The 14,785-nt window shown below is 53.5% G+C and carries 16 protein-coding genes; 14 read left to right on the plus strand and 2 right to left on the minus strand.

Going from position 1 to position 14,785, the window contains the following annotated elements; genetic code table 11:
• Positions 1–18 precede the first annotated feature (18 nt).
• A complete protein-coding gene (locus WB237_RS06750; protein ID WP_336211771.1) occupies positions 19–1,191 on the plus strand; it encodes a MalY/PatB family protein in 1,173 nt (390 codons plus the stop codon).
• Positions 1,192–1,287: 96 nt separating this feature from the next.
• Positions 1,288–2,289 carry an adenosine deaminase gene (gene add, locus WB237_RS06755; protein ID WP_129995985.1) on the plus strand — a complete coding sequence of 334 codons (1,002 nt, stop codon included), beginning with the start codon at positions 1,288–1,290 and terminating at the stop codon, positions 2,287–2,289.
• Positions 2,290–2,343: 54 nt separating this feature from the next.
• Here the strand turns inward: add and WB237_RS06760 are convergent, their stop codons facing one another.
• A complete protein-coding gene (locus WB237_RS06760) occupies positions 2,344–3,384 on the minus strand; it encodes an oxidoreductase (RefSeq protein ID WP_114979473.1) in 1,041 nt (346 codons plus the stop codon).
• Positions 3,385–3,627: 243 nt separating this feature from the next.
• Here WB237_RS06760 and blr point away from each other — a divergent pair, with 243 nt between their 5' ends.
• The 12 genes from blr to gstA all read left to right on the plus strand — a co-directional run bounded on the left by blr (position 3,628) and on the right by gstA (position 13,795).
• Positions 3,628–3,753 (plus strand): division septum protein Blr, encoded by a 126-nt coding sequence (gene blr, locus WB237_RS06765; RefSeq protein WP_168112406.1) that lies wholly within the window; start codon positions 3,628–3,630, stop codon positions 3,751–3,753.
• Between the two features lie 233 nt (positions 3,754–3,986).
• On the plus strand, positions 3,987–4,202 hold the full coding sequence (gene ydgT / locus WB237_RS06770; RefSeq protein WP_006174966.1) for a transcription modulator YdgT: 216 nt from the start codon (positions 3,987–3,989) through the stop codon (positions 4,200–4,202).
• 86 nt (positions 4,203–4,288) lie between these two features.
• Entirely contained in the window at positions 4,289–4,729 is a 441-nt protein-coding gene (locus tag WB237_RS06775; RefSeq protein WP_336211775.1) for a DUF2569 domain-containing protein, read from the plus strand.
• Between the two features lie 76 nt (positions 4,730–4,805).
• Positions 4,806–5,387: an electron transport complex subunit RsxA gene (rsxA, locus tag WB237_RS06780; RefSeq protein ID WP_114979472.1), complete on the plus strand. Its 582-nt coding sequence runs from the start codon at positions 4,806–4,808 to the stop codon at positions 5,385–5,387.
• Complete coding sequence (rsxB, locus tag WB237_RS06785; RefSeq protein WP_028017313.1) at positions 5,387–5,965, plus strand: electron transport complex subunit RsxB; 579 nt, start codon at positions 5,387–5,389, stop codon at positions 5,963–5,965. The genes rsxA and rsxB overlap by 1 nt, the downstream gene beginning before the upstream one ends.
• A complete protein-coding gene (rsxC, locus tag WB237_RS06790) occupies positions 5,958–7,979 on the plus strand; it encodes an electron transport complex subunit RsxC (RefSeq protein WP_336211778.1) in 2,022 nt (673 codons plus the stop codon). Before rsxB ends, rsxC begins: the two co-directional genes overlap by 8 nt.
• The gene (gene rsxD / locus WB237_RS06795; RefSeq protein ID WP_336211780.1) at positions 7,980–9,032 is read left to right on the plus strand and encodes an electron transport complex subunit RsxD; all 1,053 of its coding nucleotides are present in this window, start codon (positions 7,980–7,982) and stop codon (positions 9,030–9,032) included.
• Between the two features lie 10 nt (positions 9,033–9,042).
• Entirely contained in the window at positions 9,043–9,663 is a 621-nt protein-coding gene (rsxG, locus tag WB237_RS06800) for an electron transport complex subunit RsxG (protein ID WP_336211783.1), read from the plus strand.
• A 2-nt stretch (positions 9,664–9,665) separates the two neighbouring features.
• Complete coding sequence (locus tag WB237_RS06805) at positions 9,666–10,352, plus strand: electron transport complex subunit E (protein WP_114979467.1); 687 nt, start codon at positions 9,666–9,668, stop codon at positions 10,350–10,352.
• On the plus strand, positions 10,349–10,984 hold the full coding sequence (nth, locus tag WB237_RS06810; protein WP_049006313.1) for an endonuclease III: 636 nt from the start codon (positions 10,349–10,351) through the stop codon (positions 10,982–10,984). The genes WB237_RS06805 and nth overlap by 4 nt, the downstream gene beginning before the upstream one ends.
• Before the next feature lie 591 nt (positions 10,985–11,575).
• Entirely contained in the window at positions 11,576–13,084 is a 1,509-nt protein-coding gene (dtpA, locus tag WB237_RS06815; RefSeq protein WP_336211787.1) for a dipeptide/tripeptide permease DtpA, read from the plus strand.
• Positions 13,085–13,189: 105 nt separating this feature from the next.
• The gene (gene gstA, locus WB237_RS06820; protein ID WP_028017306.1) at positions 13,190–13,795 is read left to right on the plus strand and encodes a glutathione transferase GstA; all 606 of its coding nucleotides are present in this window, start codon (positions 13,190–13,192) and stop codon (positions 13,793–13,795) included.
• 90 nt (positions 13,796–13,885) lie between these two features.
• Here gstA and pdxY read toward each other — a convergent pair whose 3' ends face one another.
• A complete protein-coding gene (gene pdxY / locus WB237_RS06825; RefSeq protein WP_336211791.1) occupies positions 13,886–14,746 on the minus strand; it encodes a pyridoxal kinase PdxY in 861 nt (286 codons plus the stop codon).
• Positions 14,747–14,785 lie beyond the last annotated feature (39 nt).

Raw genomic sequence — 14,785 nt, forward strand, 5'->3', positions numbered from 1 at the left:
ACTTTAAGGACGTACGTCATGTTTGATTTTTCTACCGTCGTGGATCGTCACGGCACTTGGTGTACACAGTGGGATTACGTCGCCGACCGTTTTGGCGCGGCCGATTTGCTGCCCTTCACTATCTCGGATATGGATTTCGCCACCGCCCCCTGCATTACCGATGCGCTGCAACAGCGCATTCATCACGGCGTGTTTGGCTATAGCCGCTGGAAGAACGAGGAGTTCCTGGCAGCCGTCGCGCACTGGTTCCAGCAGCGGTTTAACAGCCAGATTGATACGGAAACCGTCGTTTATGGTCCTTCCGTCATTTATATGGTCTCTGAATTGATTCGTCTCTGGTCAAACCCCGGCGACGGCGTGGTGGTACACACCCCGGCATACGATGCGTTTTACAAAGCCATTGAAGGCAATGCTCGTCATGTGGTGCCCGTCGAGATGGAAAAGCATGCCGCAGGCTGGCAGGGAAATATGGCTGCGCTAGAAGCGGCCCTTGCAAAATCTGAAAACAAAATTTTGCTGCTGTGCAGCCCGCAAAACCCGACCGGTAAGGTCTGGACGCGGGATGAGTTGACCCACATGGCGGAACTGTGCGCACGCTATGACGTGGCGGTGATCAGCGATGAAATACATATGGACATGGTGTGGGGAGATCGTCGTCACACGCCGTGGAACGCGGTAGCACGGAGCAAATGGGCGCTTCTCACCTCCGGTTCGAAAAGTTTCAATATTCCGGCGTTGACCGGCGCTTACGGCCTGATTGGTGATGAAGAAAGCCGTAACGGTTATCTTAGCGCGTTGAAAGGCCGGGACGGACTCTCTTCCCCTTCCGTGCTGGCACTGACGGCACATATCGCCGCCTATCAGCAGGGAGAGCCGTGGCTGGATGCCTTGCGGCGTTATCTGGAAGAAAATTTGTCGTATATCGCGCAGGAAATAAACAGCGCTTTTCCGAAACTGAACTGGCAGCCACCAGAAGCGACCTATCTGGCCTGGATTGACCTGCGCCCACTGAACATTGACGACCGGGTCCTACAAAAAGTGCTGATCGAGCAGCAAAAAGTCGCCATCATGCCGGGGTATACGTACGGCAAAGAGGGAAATGGTTTCGTGCGCCTGAATGCCGGCTGCCCGCGCAGCAAGCTGGAACAAGGGGTTCAACGCCTTATCGCCGGGATTAACACGTTACTGTAATTCATTTGCGCAACGGAATATTCCCTTGCGCAAATAGCTTTTTACCTCGTTTTGTTTTTATAATATGGCGCACTTTAACCAGAAAAGAGTGCGACCATGATTGATACACGCCTGCCATTAACTGATATTCATCGTCACCTTGACGGTAACATTCGTGCCCAAACCATCCTCGATCTTGGCCGCCAGTTCAATTTAACGCTTCCTGCTCAGACACTTGAGTCCTTGATCCCTCATGTTCAGGTCACCTCCAATGAACCTGACCTGGTCAGCTTCCTGAGCAAACTCGACTGGGGCGTGAAGATGCTGGCCTCGCTGGATGCCTGCCGCCGCGTGGCGTTCGAGAATATTGAAGATGCCGCCCGTAACGGTCTGCATTATGTCGAACTGCGTTTCTCACCAGGTTATATGGCGATGACCCACAACCTGCCCGTTGCAGGCGTAGTAGAAGCCGTCATTGAAGGCGTCCGCGAAGGCTGTAAAACGTTTGATGTCCAGGCCCGTCTGATTGGCATCATGAGCCGTACGTTCGGTGAGGCCGCCTGCCTGCAGGAACTGGAGGCGCTGCTGGCGCACCGCGATGCCATCACTGCGGTCGACCTCGCCGGTGATGAGCTGGGTTTCCCGGGCAGTCTGTTCCTGTCCCATTTCAACCGCGCGCGTGACGCCGGGTGGCATATTACTGTTCATGCAGGTGAAGCGGCAGGCCCGGAAAGCATCTGGCAGGCCATCCGTGAGCTGGGCGCCGAGCGTATCGGCCACGGCGTAAAAGCGGTAGAAGATCGCGCTCTGATGGATTTCCTGGCGGAACAGCGCATCGGGATTGAGTCTTGCCTGACATCTAATATTCAGACCAGCACCGTAGCAACGCTGGCACAGCACCCGCTGAAAACGTTCCTTGAGCACGGTGTGCTGGCGTCACTGAACACTGACGATCCGGCGGTTCAGGGAGTGGATATTATTCACGAATATAATATTGCCGCACCTCAGGCGGGTCTGAGCCGCGAGCAGATCCGTCAGGCGCAGATCAACGGGCTGGAGATCGCTTTCCTGACGCCTGAAGAGAAGCAGGCGCTGCGGGATAAGGTGGCAACCGCGTAAGCCTTTTTGCCGGGTAGCGGTTGCGCCTTACCCGGCATACAAAATATCTGTACCTTATGCCAGACAGAGCGTAGCGCGATGTTTGGCTGATTCGATGCCCAGCTCAATCAGCTCCATAATCTGAATGGCCTGGCTTGCCGGAACCGGATTTTCCCCCGTTCCGTTCAGCGCATCGCGGATAGCCGCATAATAAGCCGGGTAGTTACCCGGAATAGTCAGCAAGGTTTCCTCCACCAGCTCCTCACCTTCAACCCGCGTCACGACACCGTCTCGCATATCATAGCCCCAGTCTTCCTGTGGCAAACGCTCCCCGTTTTTTAAGCGATCTTCCTGCGGGTCGAGACCGAACTTCACATAACTCCCGCGTGTACCGTGAATGATATAACGCGCGGATTCTGCGGCCGCCACCATCGTCCCGTGCAGCACAATTCGACGCTGTGGGTAACTCAAAACCGCGTGGAAATAATCCGTTGTCTGCGCTCCGGGTCTGAGTTGCGCCAGATCGACCGTCATACTCACCGGCAGGCCAAACAGATTCACAGCCTGATCCAGAAGATGCGGGGCCAGATCGTACCAGATGCCGCTGCCCGGACCGGCCTGCTCGCGCCAGCGGTTTCGTACCTGCGGGCGAAAACGGTCAAAATGCGATTCAAAAAAGAGGATCTCTCCTAACGTACCTTCGCTGAGAAGTCTTTTTACAGTCAGAAAATCGCTGTCCCATCGGCGGTTATGGAACACCGAAAGTAGCCTGCCCAGACTCTTTGCCAGCGCCTCCAGCTCGCGCGCTTGTGACAACGTCACGGTAAAGGGTTTATCAACAACCACATGCTTACCGGCTTCCAGCGCCGCCTTTGCCAGCGGAAAGTGCGTGTCGTTTGGCGTGGGGATGATAATTAAATCAATATTCGGATCGTTGAAAAGATGTTTAGGTTCAGAGACAACCGGCACGGAAGGCCAGTCGGCATGGACTTTAGTTGCATCACTACTGGATACGGCAGCCAGCGCCATTCCGGGCGTCCCGGCGATCAGAGGCGCATGAAACGTTTTTCCCGCATATCCATAACCAATAAGCCCGACGCGGATATTATCACTCATAGTGTCATCCTCTTTTATGGCGTTCTTATTTCACACTGGCTAGCCTGGCATTACCACAGATTAATAATGTGCCATATGACTTAAAATAGCAGGTTGTACGGGTTGTTTTTGTTACATAGTATTAACCACCTGATTTTGCTTAAGGGAACCGTTCCCAAAGCACTTGCCGCCGGGGAAACGCCGCTGTAACATCTGCTCCCTGTATTTATGGATAAATTACAACTACGAATCATGACGTCAATTATTAATCGAATCATTGAATTAGCGGGATGGATTGTCCTTGGGGTTTCGGTCATTTTGCTGGGTGTTGCCAGCCATATCGATAACTACCAGCCGCCGGAGCCTGTCACAGTCGCCCAACCTAAGTAACCGGTTACTGCAATAAAGAGTGACATAATATGTCAGTTACGTATTGCCAGCCCTGGTGAACACGGTTAACCTTCTCTTCCAGGCATCATCTGATGCCTGAAACTTTCAGAAAAGAAAACTCCTAATTTCGTCGCGTTACCTGTGTGGGCTGTTTACGTCTTTATTAATCCGTTTATTATTCGAACGAATTACCTTAACTGGTATTACTCACTTTTATATGGAAACTTATTAATATGACAGTTCAGGACTATTTATTAAAATTTCGCAAGATCAATTCGCTTGAGAGCCTGGAAAAACTGTTTGACCATCTGAACTACACACTGTCGGATAATCAGGAAATCATCAACATGTATCGTGCCGCTGACCATCGCCGTGCAGAACTGGTATCCGGTGGCCGTTTGTTCAACGTGGGTGAAGTGCCTAAGTCTGTCTGGCGTTACGTTTTATAAGAAAGTAGCCATCAGCGCGAAATGTTATATACTCTCCGCCCTGCAAACTGGCTGTACAACATTTCGCGCAGATTATGGGAGAGTTTATGACCGCAACGCCTGGAGTACGCATTGGAGGCTGGTTAATCGCCCCACTGGCATGGCTGCTGGTTGCCTTATTAAGCGCATCACTTGCGCTGCTGCTTTATACCACCGCACTGATTACTCCGCATGCCATCCAGACGCTGATGTCGCAAAGTGTGCTTAATATTGCGATGTGGTTTGTATCGTTCGTTTTCGCGATAGGGATGTGGTACTACACGCTGTGGCTGACCATCGCTTTCTTTAAGCGCCGTAAAAGTGTGCCTAAGCATTACATTATCTGGCTGCTGATTTCGGTTCTGCTGGCGGTAAAAGCTTTTGCTTTTTCGCCGGTTTCTGACGCACTGGCCGTCCGCCAGTTACTTTTCCCTTTACTGGCCGCTGCGCTGCTGGTGCCCTATTTCAAGCGTTCGAAGCGGGTGAAAAACACCTTCGTGAACCCGTAATAACCTTACAGATAACCTGTTGTCGCCTGCGTTGGTTTATCCGATAATAGGCGGCTTTTTTATTTCAGGCTAAATAATGACCGATTACTTACTGCTCTTTGTCGGCACAGTGCTGGTTAACAACTTCGTCCTGGTGAAGTTCCTTGGTCTGTGTCCGTTTATGGGCGTTTCCAAAAAACTGGAAACTGCGATGGGCATGGGGCTGGCGACCACCTTTGTCATGACGCTGGCGTCTATTTGCGCGTGGTTGATTGATACCTGGATCCTTATCCCGTTGGGGTTAACCTATCTCCGTACGCTTGCCTTTATTCTGGTTATTGCCGTGGTTGTGCAATTTACCGAAATGGTGGTGCGCAAAACCAGTCCAGCGCTTTATCGTCTGCTGGGTATTTTCCTGCCGTTGATCACCACCAACTGCGCCGTGCTCGGCGTAGCGCTGCTGAACATCAATCTTGGCCATAACTTTATGCAATCGGCACTGTATGGTTTTTCTGCGGCCGTCGGTTTCTCTCTGGTGATGGTGCTGTTCGCCTCTATTCGTGAGCGCCTCGCCGCAGCGGACATCCCTGCGCCGTTTCGCGGTAATGCGATTGCGCTGGTGACCGCAGGTTTAATGTCTCTGGCCTTTATGGGCTTTAGTGGTCTGGTGAAGTTGTAATGAATGCTATCTGGATTGCCATCGCCTCTATCAGCGTCCTGGGACTGGTGTTTGGCCTTATCCTGGGTTACGCCTCCCGCCGTTTCGCGGTAGAGGACGATCCTGTTGTTGAAAAAATTGATGAGCTTCTTCCACAAAGCCAGTGTGGACAGTGTGGCTATCCCGGTTGTCGCCCCTATGCCGAAGCGGTAGGTATTCAGGGTGAAAAAATTAACCGCTGTGCACCGGGTGGTGAAGCGGTAATGCTGAAAATTGCGGCTCTGCTGAACGTTGACCCGCAGCCCATTGATGGCGATGCAGACGTCCAGGAGCCGGTGCGCGCTCTTGCTGTGATCGACGAAGCGAACTGCATCGGCTGCACCAAATGTATTCAGGCCTGCCCTGTAGATGCCATCGTTGGCGCAACCCGCGCCATGCACACCGTCGTCGCGGATCTGTGCACTGGCTGTAACCTCTGCGTGGCGCCCTGCCCGACGCAATGTATTGAACTGCGTCCGGTTGAAACGACTACCGAAAGCTGGAAGTGGGATCTTCAAACCATTCCGGTCCGCAACATTCCTGTGGAACAACATGCTTAAGTTATTTTCTGCTTTCAGAAAAGAGAAGATTTGGGACTTTGACGGCGGGATTCATCCGCCGGAGATGAAAACCCAGTCCAACGGCACCCCACTGCGTCAAATTCCGCTGGCGACGCGTTACATCATGCCTCTCAAGCAGCATATTGGCGCGGAGGGCGAGCTGTGTGTGAAAGAAGGCGATACGGTTCTTCGCGGCCAGCCGCTGACCTTTGGCCGGGGACGAATGCTGCCTGTACACGCGCCAACATCTGGCAAAGTGGTGGCAATCGCCCCGCATACGGTGGCTCACCCGTCAGCACTTTCAGAACTGAGCGTCATTATTGAAGCCGACGGTGAAGATCGCTGGATCGAGCGTGACGGCTGGGGCGACTACCGCAACCGGAGTCGCGATGAGCTCATCGAGCGTATTCATCAGTTCGGTGTTGCCGGACTGGGCGGCGCAGGCTTCCCTACCGGTGTCAAACTGCGTGGCGGTGGCGATAAAATTCAGACGCTGATTATCAATGCTGCTGAATGCGAGCCGTATATTACCGCAGACGATCGTCTGATGCAGGATTGCGCCGCCCAGGTGGTGGAAGGTATTCGCATTCTCGCGCACATTCTGCAGCCGAAAGAAGTACTGATTGGTATTGAAGACAATAAACCACAGGCCATTTCAATGCTGCGCGCCGTGCTGGCCGGTAGCCATGATATCGCCCTGCGCGTCATTCCGACCAAGTACCCTTCTGGTGGCGCAAAACAGCTGACGCAGATCCTTACCGGTAAACAAGTGCCGCACGGTGGACGCTCCTCAGATATCGGTGTGCTGATGCAAAACGTCGGGACCGCGTACGCAGTGAAGCGCGCAGTGATTGACGGCGAGCCCTTGACCGAGCGCGTGGTTACGCTGACCGGAGAGTCTGTCTCGCGACCGGGGAACGTCTGGGCGCGACTGGGGACGCCGGTTCGTCACCTGCTGGAACAGGCTGAATTTTGCCCTGGCAGCGACCAGATGGTGATCATGGGCGGCCCACTGATGGGCTTTACCCTGCCGTGGTTGGATGTCCCGGTGGTCAAAATCACTAACTGCCTGCTTGCGCCTTCCCCAACCGAAATGGGCGAAGAGCAGGAGGAGAAAGGTTGTATCCGTTGCAGTGCCTGTGCCGACGCTTGCCCGGCGGACCTGCTTCCGCAGCAGTTGTACTGGTACAGCAAAGGTCAACTGCACGACAAAGCACAAGCCCATAATCTGGCTGACTGTATTGAATGCGGGGCCTGCGCCTGGGTTTGCCCAAGTAACATTCCACTGGTGCAGTATTTCCGCCAGGAGAAGGCTGAAATTTATGCCATCTCAATGGAAGAAAAACGTGCAGCTGAAGCAAAAGCCCGCTTTGAAGCACGCCAGGCTCGACTGGAGCGCGAAAAAGCGGCTCGTCAGGAGCGCCATAAGCAGGCTGCTGTTCAGCCAGGCGAGAAAGATCAGGATGCCATTAACGCGGCACTGGCGCGCGTTCGCGAGAAAAAAGCGACCGCAGCCCAAACCGTGGTGATCCCGGTGGGTGAGAAACCGGATAATAGCGAAGCAATTGCGGCCCGCGAAGCGCGTAAAGCAGCGGCTCGCGCCCGTCAGGCGGAAAAAGCGCAAACAGCTCAGGCGGATGTCGAGGTTGATCCACGTAAAGCTGCCGTTGAAGCAGCAATTGTCCGAGCTAAAGCCCGTAAAACCGGAGAGCAAAACGTGGTGGTCGAGAAAGAGGCCGTGGATCCACGCAAAGCTGCCGTCGAAGCGGCAATAGCCCGTGCCAAAGCCCGTAAGACAGCACAACAGACGCAAACTACCGAACCCGAAACGCCGGTCGACCCGCGCAAAGCCGCCGTTGAAGCAGCAATAGCCCGCGCCAAAGCACGTAAAGCGGCGCAACAGGAAGAGCAACCGAAGGCCGCAAATGACGACCCGCGCAAAGCTGCCGTCGCCGCTGCCATCGCGCGCGTCCAGGCGAAGAAAGCCGCACAGCAAGCAGTTAACGAGGATTAAATGGTTTTCAGAATCGCAAGTTCCCCTTACACCCACAACCAGCGCCAGACATCGCGCATTATGATGCTGGTCTGCCTGGCCGCGCTGCCAGGCATTGCCGTTCAGTGCTGGTTTTTCGGCTGGGGAACCCTGTTCCAGATAGTCCTGGGCTGTGCCAGCGCCTTAGCCGCTGAAGCCCTGGTACTTAAACTGCGCAAAATGGCAGTTTCCCGCATCCTTGCCGACAACTCCGCGCTACTGACCGGCCTATTGCTGGCCATCAGTATTCCACCGTTTGCGCCATGGTGGATGGTGGTACTCGGTACCGTCTTCGCAGTGATAATTGCCAAACAACTGTATGGTGGGCTCGGTCATAACCCGTTTAACCCGGCAATGATCGGCTACGTGGTGCTGCTGATCTCCTTCCCGGTACAGATGACAAGCTGGTTGCCACCGCATGAGATTGCAGCAACGGTTCCGGGCTTTATGGATGCCCTGCACGTGATCTTTACCGGCCATACCGCACTCGGCGCTGATATGAACACACTGCGTATGGGCGTGGATGGTATCAGCCAGGCGACGCCTCTCGATACGTTTAAAACATCCCTGCACGCTGGTCATAGCGTTGAGCAGATTATGAAATCAGCCATCTACAGTGGCGTACTGGCAGGCGCAGGATGGCAGTGGGTTAACCTGGCGTATCTGCTGGGCGGTCTGTTCCTGCTGCAACAAAAAGCCATTCGCTGGCATATCCCGGTGAGCTTCCTCGTGACGCTGGCGGTTTGTGCCACGCTTGGCTGGGCGTTCTCCCCTGAGTCAATGGCCAGCCCGCAGTTGCATTTGCTCTCCGGCGCGACCATGTTAGGTGCATTCTTTATCCTGACGGATCCGGTTACCGCGTCAACGACCAACCGTGGCCGCCTGATCTTCGGTGCGCTGGCTGGGTTGCTGGTATGGTTGATCCGCAGCTTTGGTGGCTATCCGGATGGTGTGGCATTTGCCGTCTTGCTCGCCAACATCACAGTTCCGCTCATCGACTATTACACACGCCCACGCGTGTACGGGCATCGTTAAGGGTTTCGCCATGTTAAAAACTATGCAAAAACACGGTGTTACGCTGGCTGTCTTCGCCGCGATCCTGACTGGTCTGACGGCACTGGTGAATTCATTGACCAAGACGACCATCGAAGAACAGGCGTCGAAGCAGCAAAAAGCGCTGTTCGATCAGGTGATCCCGTCTGATTTCTACGATAATGACCTGCAGCAAAGCTGTGTCATCGTCCAGACGCCGCAGTTAGGCAAAGGCGCACATCGCGTCTTTATCGCTCGTAAAGGGGATAAACCGGTCGGCGCGGTGATGGAAGCAACAGCGCCCGATGGCTATTCCGGCGCCATTCAACTGCTCGTTGGCAGCGATTTCTCCGGCACGATACTGGGCACCCGCGTGACGCAGCATCATGAAACGCCGGGTCTTGGCGATAAAATTGAAACCCGTCTAAGCGACTGGATTTTGCATTTTGCCGGTAAAGTAATTCATGGCGAAGGAGATACTGCCTTTGCGGTGAAGAAAGATGGCGGCGAGTTCGACCAGTTCACCGGGGCGACCATCACCCCACGCGCCGTGGTGAATGCCGTAAAACGAGCCGGGCTGTATGCTGAAACGCTGCCCGCGCACATCAACAATCTTCCGGCCTGTGAGGAGTAATCATGAGCCAGGTTAAAGAGGTTATTGTCCAGGGGTTGTGGAAGAACAACTCCGCGCTGGTACAGCTTCTGGGAATGTGTCCATTGCTGGCGGTCACCTCCACCGCCACCAACGCGCTTGGTCTGGGTCTGGCGACCACACTGGTACTTACCCTGACCAACCTCTCCATCTCAGCCCTGCGCCGCTGGACGCCGTCGGAAATCCGTATTCCGATTTACGTCATGATCATTGCCTCGGTCGTGAGTATCGTCCAGATGCTGATTAACGCTTACGCATTCGGTCTGTATCAGTCGCTGGGCATCTTTATTCCGCTTATCGTCACCAACTGTATCGTGGTTGGACGCGCGGAAGCCTTCGCGGTGAAAAACAGTCCGGCCATGTCGGCGCTGGATGGTTTTTCGATTGGTATGGGTGCCACGGGAGCCATGTTTGTACTGGGCTCAATGCGTGAGATCCTCGGCAACGGTACGCTGTTTGACGGTGCAGACGCGCTGCTGGGTGGTTGGGCTAAAGTGCTGCGTATTGAAGTATTCCACACCGATACACCGTTTCTGCTGGCCATGCTACCGCCAGGCGCATTTATTGGCCTCGGCATGATGCTGGCGATAAAATACCTGATTGATGAGAAACGTAAGCGCCGCGCGGCAGAGCGCAGCGTCCAGGAAGGGATACCCGAGAAGGCCTCATGAATAAAGAAAAGCGCATTGCGATCCTGACTCGTCTGCGGGACGAGAACCCACACCCGACGACAGAGTTGAACTTTAACTCCCCGTTTGAACTGCTGATCGCCGTGCTGCTCTCTGCACAAGCTACCGATGTAAGCGTCAATAAAGCTACCGCCCTGCTCTATCCTGTTGCCAATACGCCGAAGGCTATGCTGGAACTGGGCGTGGAAGGCGTGAAGTCTTATATCAAAACCATCGGTCTGTTTAACAGCAAAGCTGAGAACGTGATTAAGACCTGCCGGATCCTGCTGGAACAGCACGGTGGCGAAGTGCCGGAAGATCGCGCGGCACTCGAGGCGTTACCCGGCGTAGGCCGAAAAACTGCGAACGTTGTGCTAAATACGGCATTTGGCTGGCCGACTATCGCTGTCGACACGCATATTTTCCGCGTATCTAACCGCACCAATTTCGCACCCGGCAAAAATGTTGAGCAGGTTGAAGAGAAACTGCTCAAGGTGGTTCCTGCCGAATTTAAGGTTGATTGCCACCACTGGCTGATTCTGCACGGGCGTTATACCTGCATTGCCCGTAAGCCTCGCTGCGGCTCCTGCATTATTGAAGATCTCTGCGAATACAAAGAAAAAGTGTATCCCTGATCAGCCAATCCCCTCATCAAAAGAAGGGCTACCAAACGCTCTTCTTTTGGCCGTTATTTGTCCGCCTTTTACTTGCCCAGGCCTATCACTTGTTCGGCTGTTTAACGCTCAAACAGGTTAATACTTTTTTTATAGTCAAAAATTTCTATACATCTGTGATCGCGATCACCCTGATAACTTCATGTTGATTTTTTGTTGTCAAAATCGGCCTAAACCCTTTATCTGACAAGACACATCCCTTCCGACGCCGTAGATAAGACCAGCTATTTTTCAGAATATGGGCTATATCACTGCAATAAGCGGCATGTAGCAGAACATATCGCCAAAACCCCATCATGGCGAGTCGTTATCAGTCGAAAAAACTACCTTTACTCATCGTATGAAATTTAACTCTGAATAACATTTATATAAACCGATGATTATACCATTCAAGATATATGTAACAGATTATTACAAACGTATTGCCAGATGGAGCAGGATAGTGAACATTACCCGCCGTTTCTCCTCCCAAAATAACTATAAGGCGTATGGACTACGGCCATCACGCTATGAACACCCCCGTTAATATGGGATGTAAAAAAAGAGGTATATGTGTCTACTGCAAACAATAAACCAACAGATGAAAGCGTAAGTCTTAACGCTTTTAAACAACCAAAAGCGTTCTATCTCATCTTCTCTATCGAGTTATGGGAGCGTTTTGGTTATTACGGCCTGCAAGGGATCATGGCGGTTTACCTGGTGAAACAGCTGGGTATGTCCGAAGCCGATTCCATCACGCTGTTCTCCTCCTTCAGTGCTCTGGTGTACGGTCTGGTCGCAATCGGCGGCTGGCTGGGTGATAAAGTTCTCGGTACTAAACGCGTCATCATGCTGGGTGCCATTGTGCTGGCAATCGGTTATGCGCTGGTTGCATGGTCAGGCCATGATGCTGCTGTCGTGTATATGGGCATGGCGACCATCGCCGTGGGTAACGGGCTGTTCAAAGCCAACCCGTCTTCCCTGCTCTCCACCTGTTACAGCAAAGATGACCCGCGTCTGGACGGTGCATTCACCATGTACTACATGTCCGTGAACATTGGTTCCTTCTTCTCCATGCTGGCAACACCGTGGCTGGCCGCTAAATTCGGCTGGAGCGTGGCGTTCTCCCTGTCTGTGGTCGGTATGCTGATCACCGTTGTCAACTTTGCCTTCTGCAAACGCTGGGTTAAAAACTACGGTTCAAAACCTGACTTCGAACCCGTACATGTGGGCAAACTGCTGGCGACCATTGTAGGTGTTGTGATCCTCGCAGGAATCGCTACCTGGCTGTTGCACAACCAGGGTATCGCGCGTGCTGTTCTGGGTGTGGTTGCACTGGGTATCGTGATTATCTTCGCGAAAGAAGCCTTCGCCATGCAGGGTGCTGCGCGTCGTAAGATGATTGTGGCGTTCATTCTGATGCTGGAAGCGATTATCTTCTTCGTACTGTACAGCCAGATGCCAACCTCTCTGAACTTCTTCGCTATTCGTAACGTTGAGCACTCAATTCTGGGCATCGCATTCGAACCGGAGCAGTATCAGGCCCTGAACCCGTTCTGGATTATGATTGGCAGCCCAATTCTGGCCGCTATCTATAACAAGATGGGTGACCGTCTGCCGATGCCGCATAAGTTTGCTATCGGCATGGTGTTGTGCTCCGGTGCCTTCCTGGTGCTGCCACTGGGTACTAAATTCGCGACTGATGCAGGTATCGTTTCCGTTAACTGGCTGATCCTGAGCTACGCTCTGCAGTCTATCGGTGAACTGATGATCTCCGGCCTGGGTCTGGCGATGGTTGCACAGCTGGTGCCACAGCGCCTGATGGGCTTCATTATGGGTAGCTGGTTCCTGACCACTGCCGGTGCAGCAATCATTGCAGGTAAGATTGCGAACCTGATGGCCGTTCCGGATAACGTCACGGACCCACTGGTCTCTCTGAACGTCTACGGCACTGTATTCATGCAGATTGGTATCGCTACAGCAGTCATCGCTGCTCTGATGCTGCTGACGGCACCGAAACTGAATCGTATGACTCAGGACGACGACGAGACCGCTAAAGCGACTAAAACCGCTACCGCGTAATATCATTGAGAAACGACATAACAGAAGCCGCTAATGCATTAGCGGCTTTTTTTTTACCCGTTCGCGCACTAACATAGCTGAAACCTCAGCAAAAAGGAGTTACCGATGAAACTGTTCTACAAACCGGGCGCGTGCTCTCTTGCTTCCCATATCACCCTGCGCGAGAGCGGCAAAGATTTCACGCTGGATGGCGTTGATCTGATGAAAAAACGTCTGGAAAACGGTGATGATTTTCTTGCCATCAACCCGAAGGGACAAGTTCCGGCACTGTTGCTGGATGACGGTACTCTGCTGACCGAGGGCGTGGCGATTATGCAGTTTCTGGCAGATAGCGTGCCCGATCGCCAGTTACTGGCACCGGTAAGTACGGTTTCTCGCTATAAAACGCTGGAGTGGCTGAACTACATTGCAACTGAGCTGCACAAAGGCTTTACGCCGCTGTTCCGTCCGGATACGCCAGAAGAGTACAAACCCACCTTGCGTGCGCTTCTTGAGAAAAAGCTTCAGTACGTTAACGAATCTCTGAAAGACGACCAGTGGATTTGTGGCTCGCGTTTCACTATTGCCGATGCGTACCTGTTTACCGTACTGCGCTGGGCGCGCGCGGTTAAGCTGAACCTGGAAGGGTTAGACCATATCGCATCGTATATGACGCGCATGGCAGAACGTCCTGCGGTAGCTGCAGCGCTGAAAGCGGAAGGGTTGAACTAACCGAGCGGCCTGTGTTGCCGGGTGGCGCTGACGCTTACCCGGCCTACAAATTCCGCAGGCCCGTGCAAGCGCAGCGCCACCCGGCATCTTTTAAAGCTGAGTGGCGCTAAAATAGTGCTCCGGTTTAGCGATACGATCCTGTGCCGCAACCACCTGTAATTCATACTCCTGCATTTCTTTCGTCGCAATCATGATTTCGTACACCGCCGCGGTGACATGCTCCAGGGCATCTCGCAACGTTGCACCCTGCAGCAATTTCACCAACAGCAGACCGCTGGTCACATCCCCAACCCCTACCGGCTGACGCAGGCCAAAATCCACCAGAGGACGGCTGATATGCCAGGCATCATCTTTCGTCACCAGCAGCATCTCAAAACGGTCCTTGCTTATCCCTGCGCGCGCGAGATGTTTCACCAGCACAATTTCTGGCCCCTGGACTATCAGCTCGCGAGACGCGCTTACCGCCTCTTCTACGCTGTTAACGGGATGCTCACAAAGGATCTCCAGTTCGACCAGATTTGGCGCAATGATATCGCTGGCGGGCAGCGCATGACGGACATGAAACTCTGCGACACCTGGTGCCACGATGCAGCCTTTCTCCGGATGTCCCATAACAGGGTCACAGAAGAATTTTGCCGACGGATTTGATGCTTTCACCTGACGTACGATGCCGAGGATATGCTCCCCCTGCTCCGCTGAGCCGAGATAACCGCTCAGTACGGCGTCACAACGTTTGAGCTGACCGATATCGGCAATACCTTGCACAACTTCCGTGAGGTGTGAAGGCGGCATTACGCAGCCGGTCCATTGGCCGTATTGCGTGTGGTTGGAGAACTGTACGGTGTTGAGGGGCCAGACGTTGGCACCGAGGCGGCGCATTGGAAATTCCGCGGCGCTATTGCCAGCATGTCCGAAAACAACGTGGGACTGAATGGCGAGGATGTTCTTCATTTTTTCTTACCAAACCCTGTAAAAACAAAAGGGGCGTGG

The sequence above is a fragment of the Enterobacter sp. P82 genome (assembly GCF_037053385.1).
Lineage (GTDB): Bacteria > Pseudomonadota > Gammaproteobacteria > Enterobacterales > Enterobacteriaceae > Enterobacter.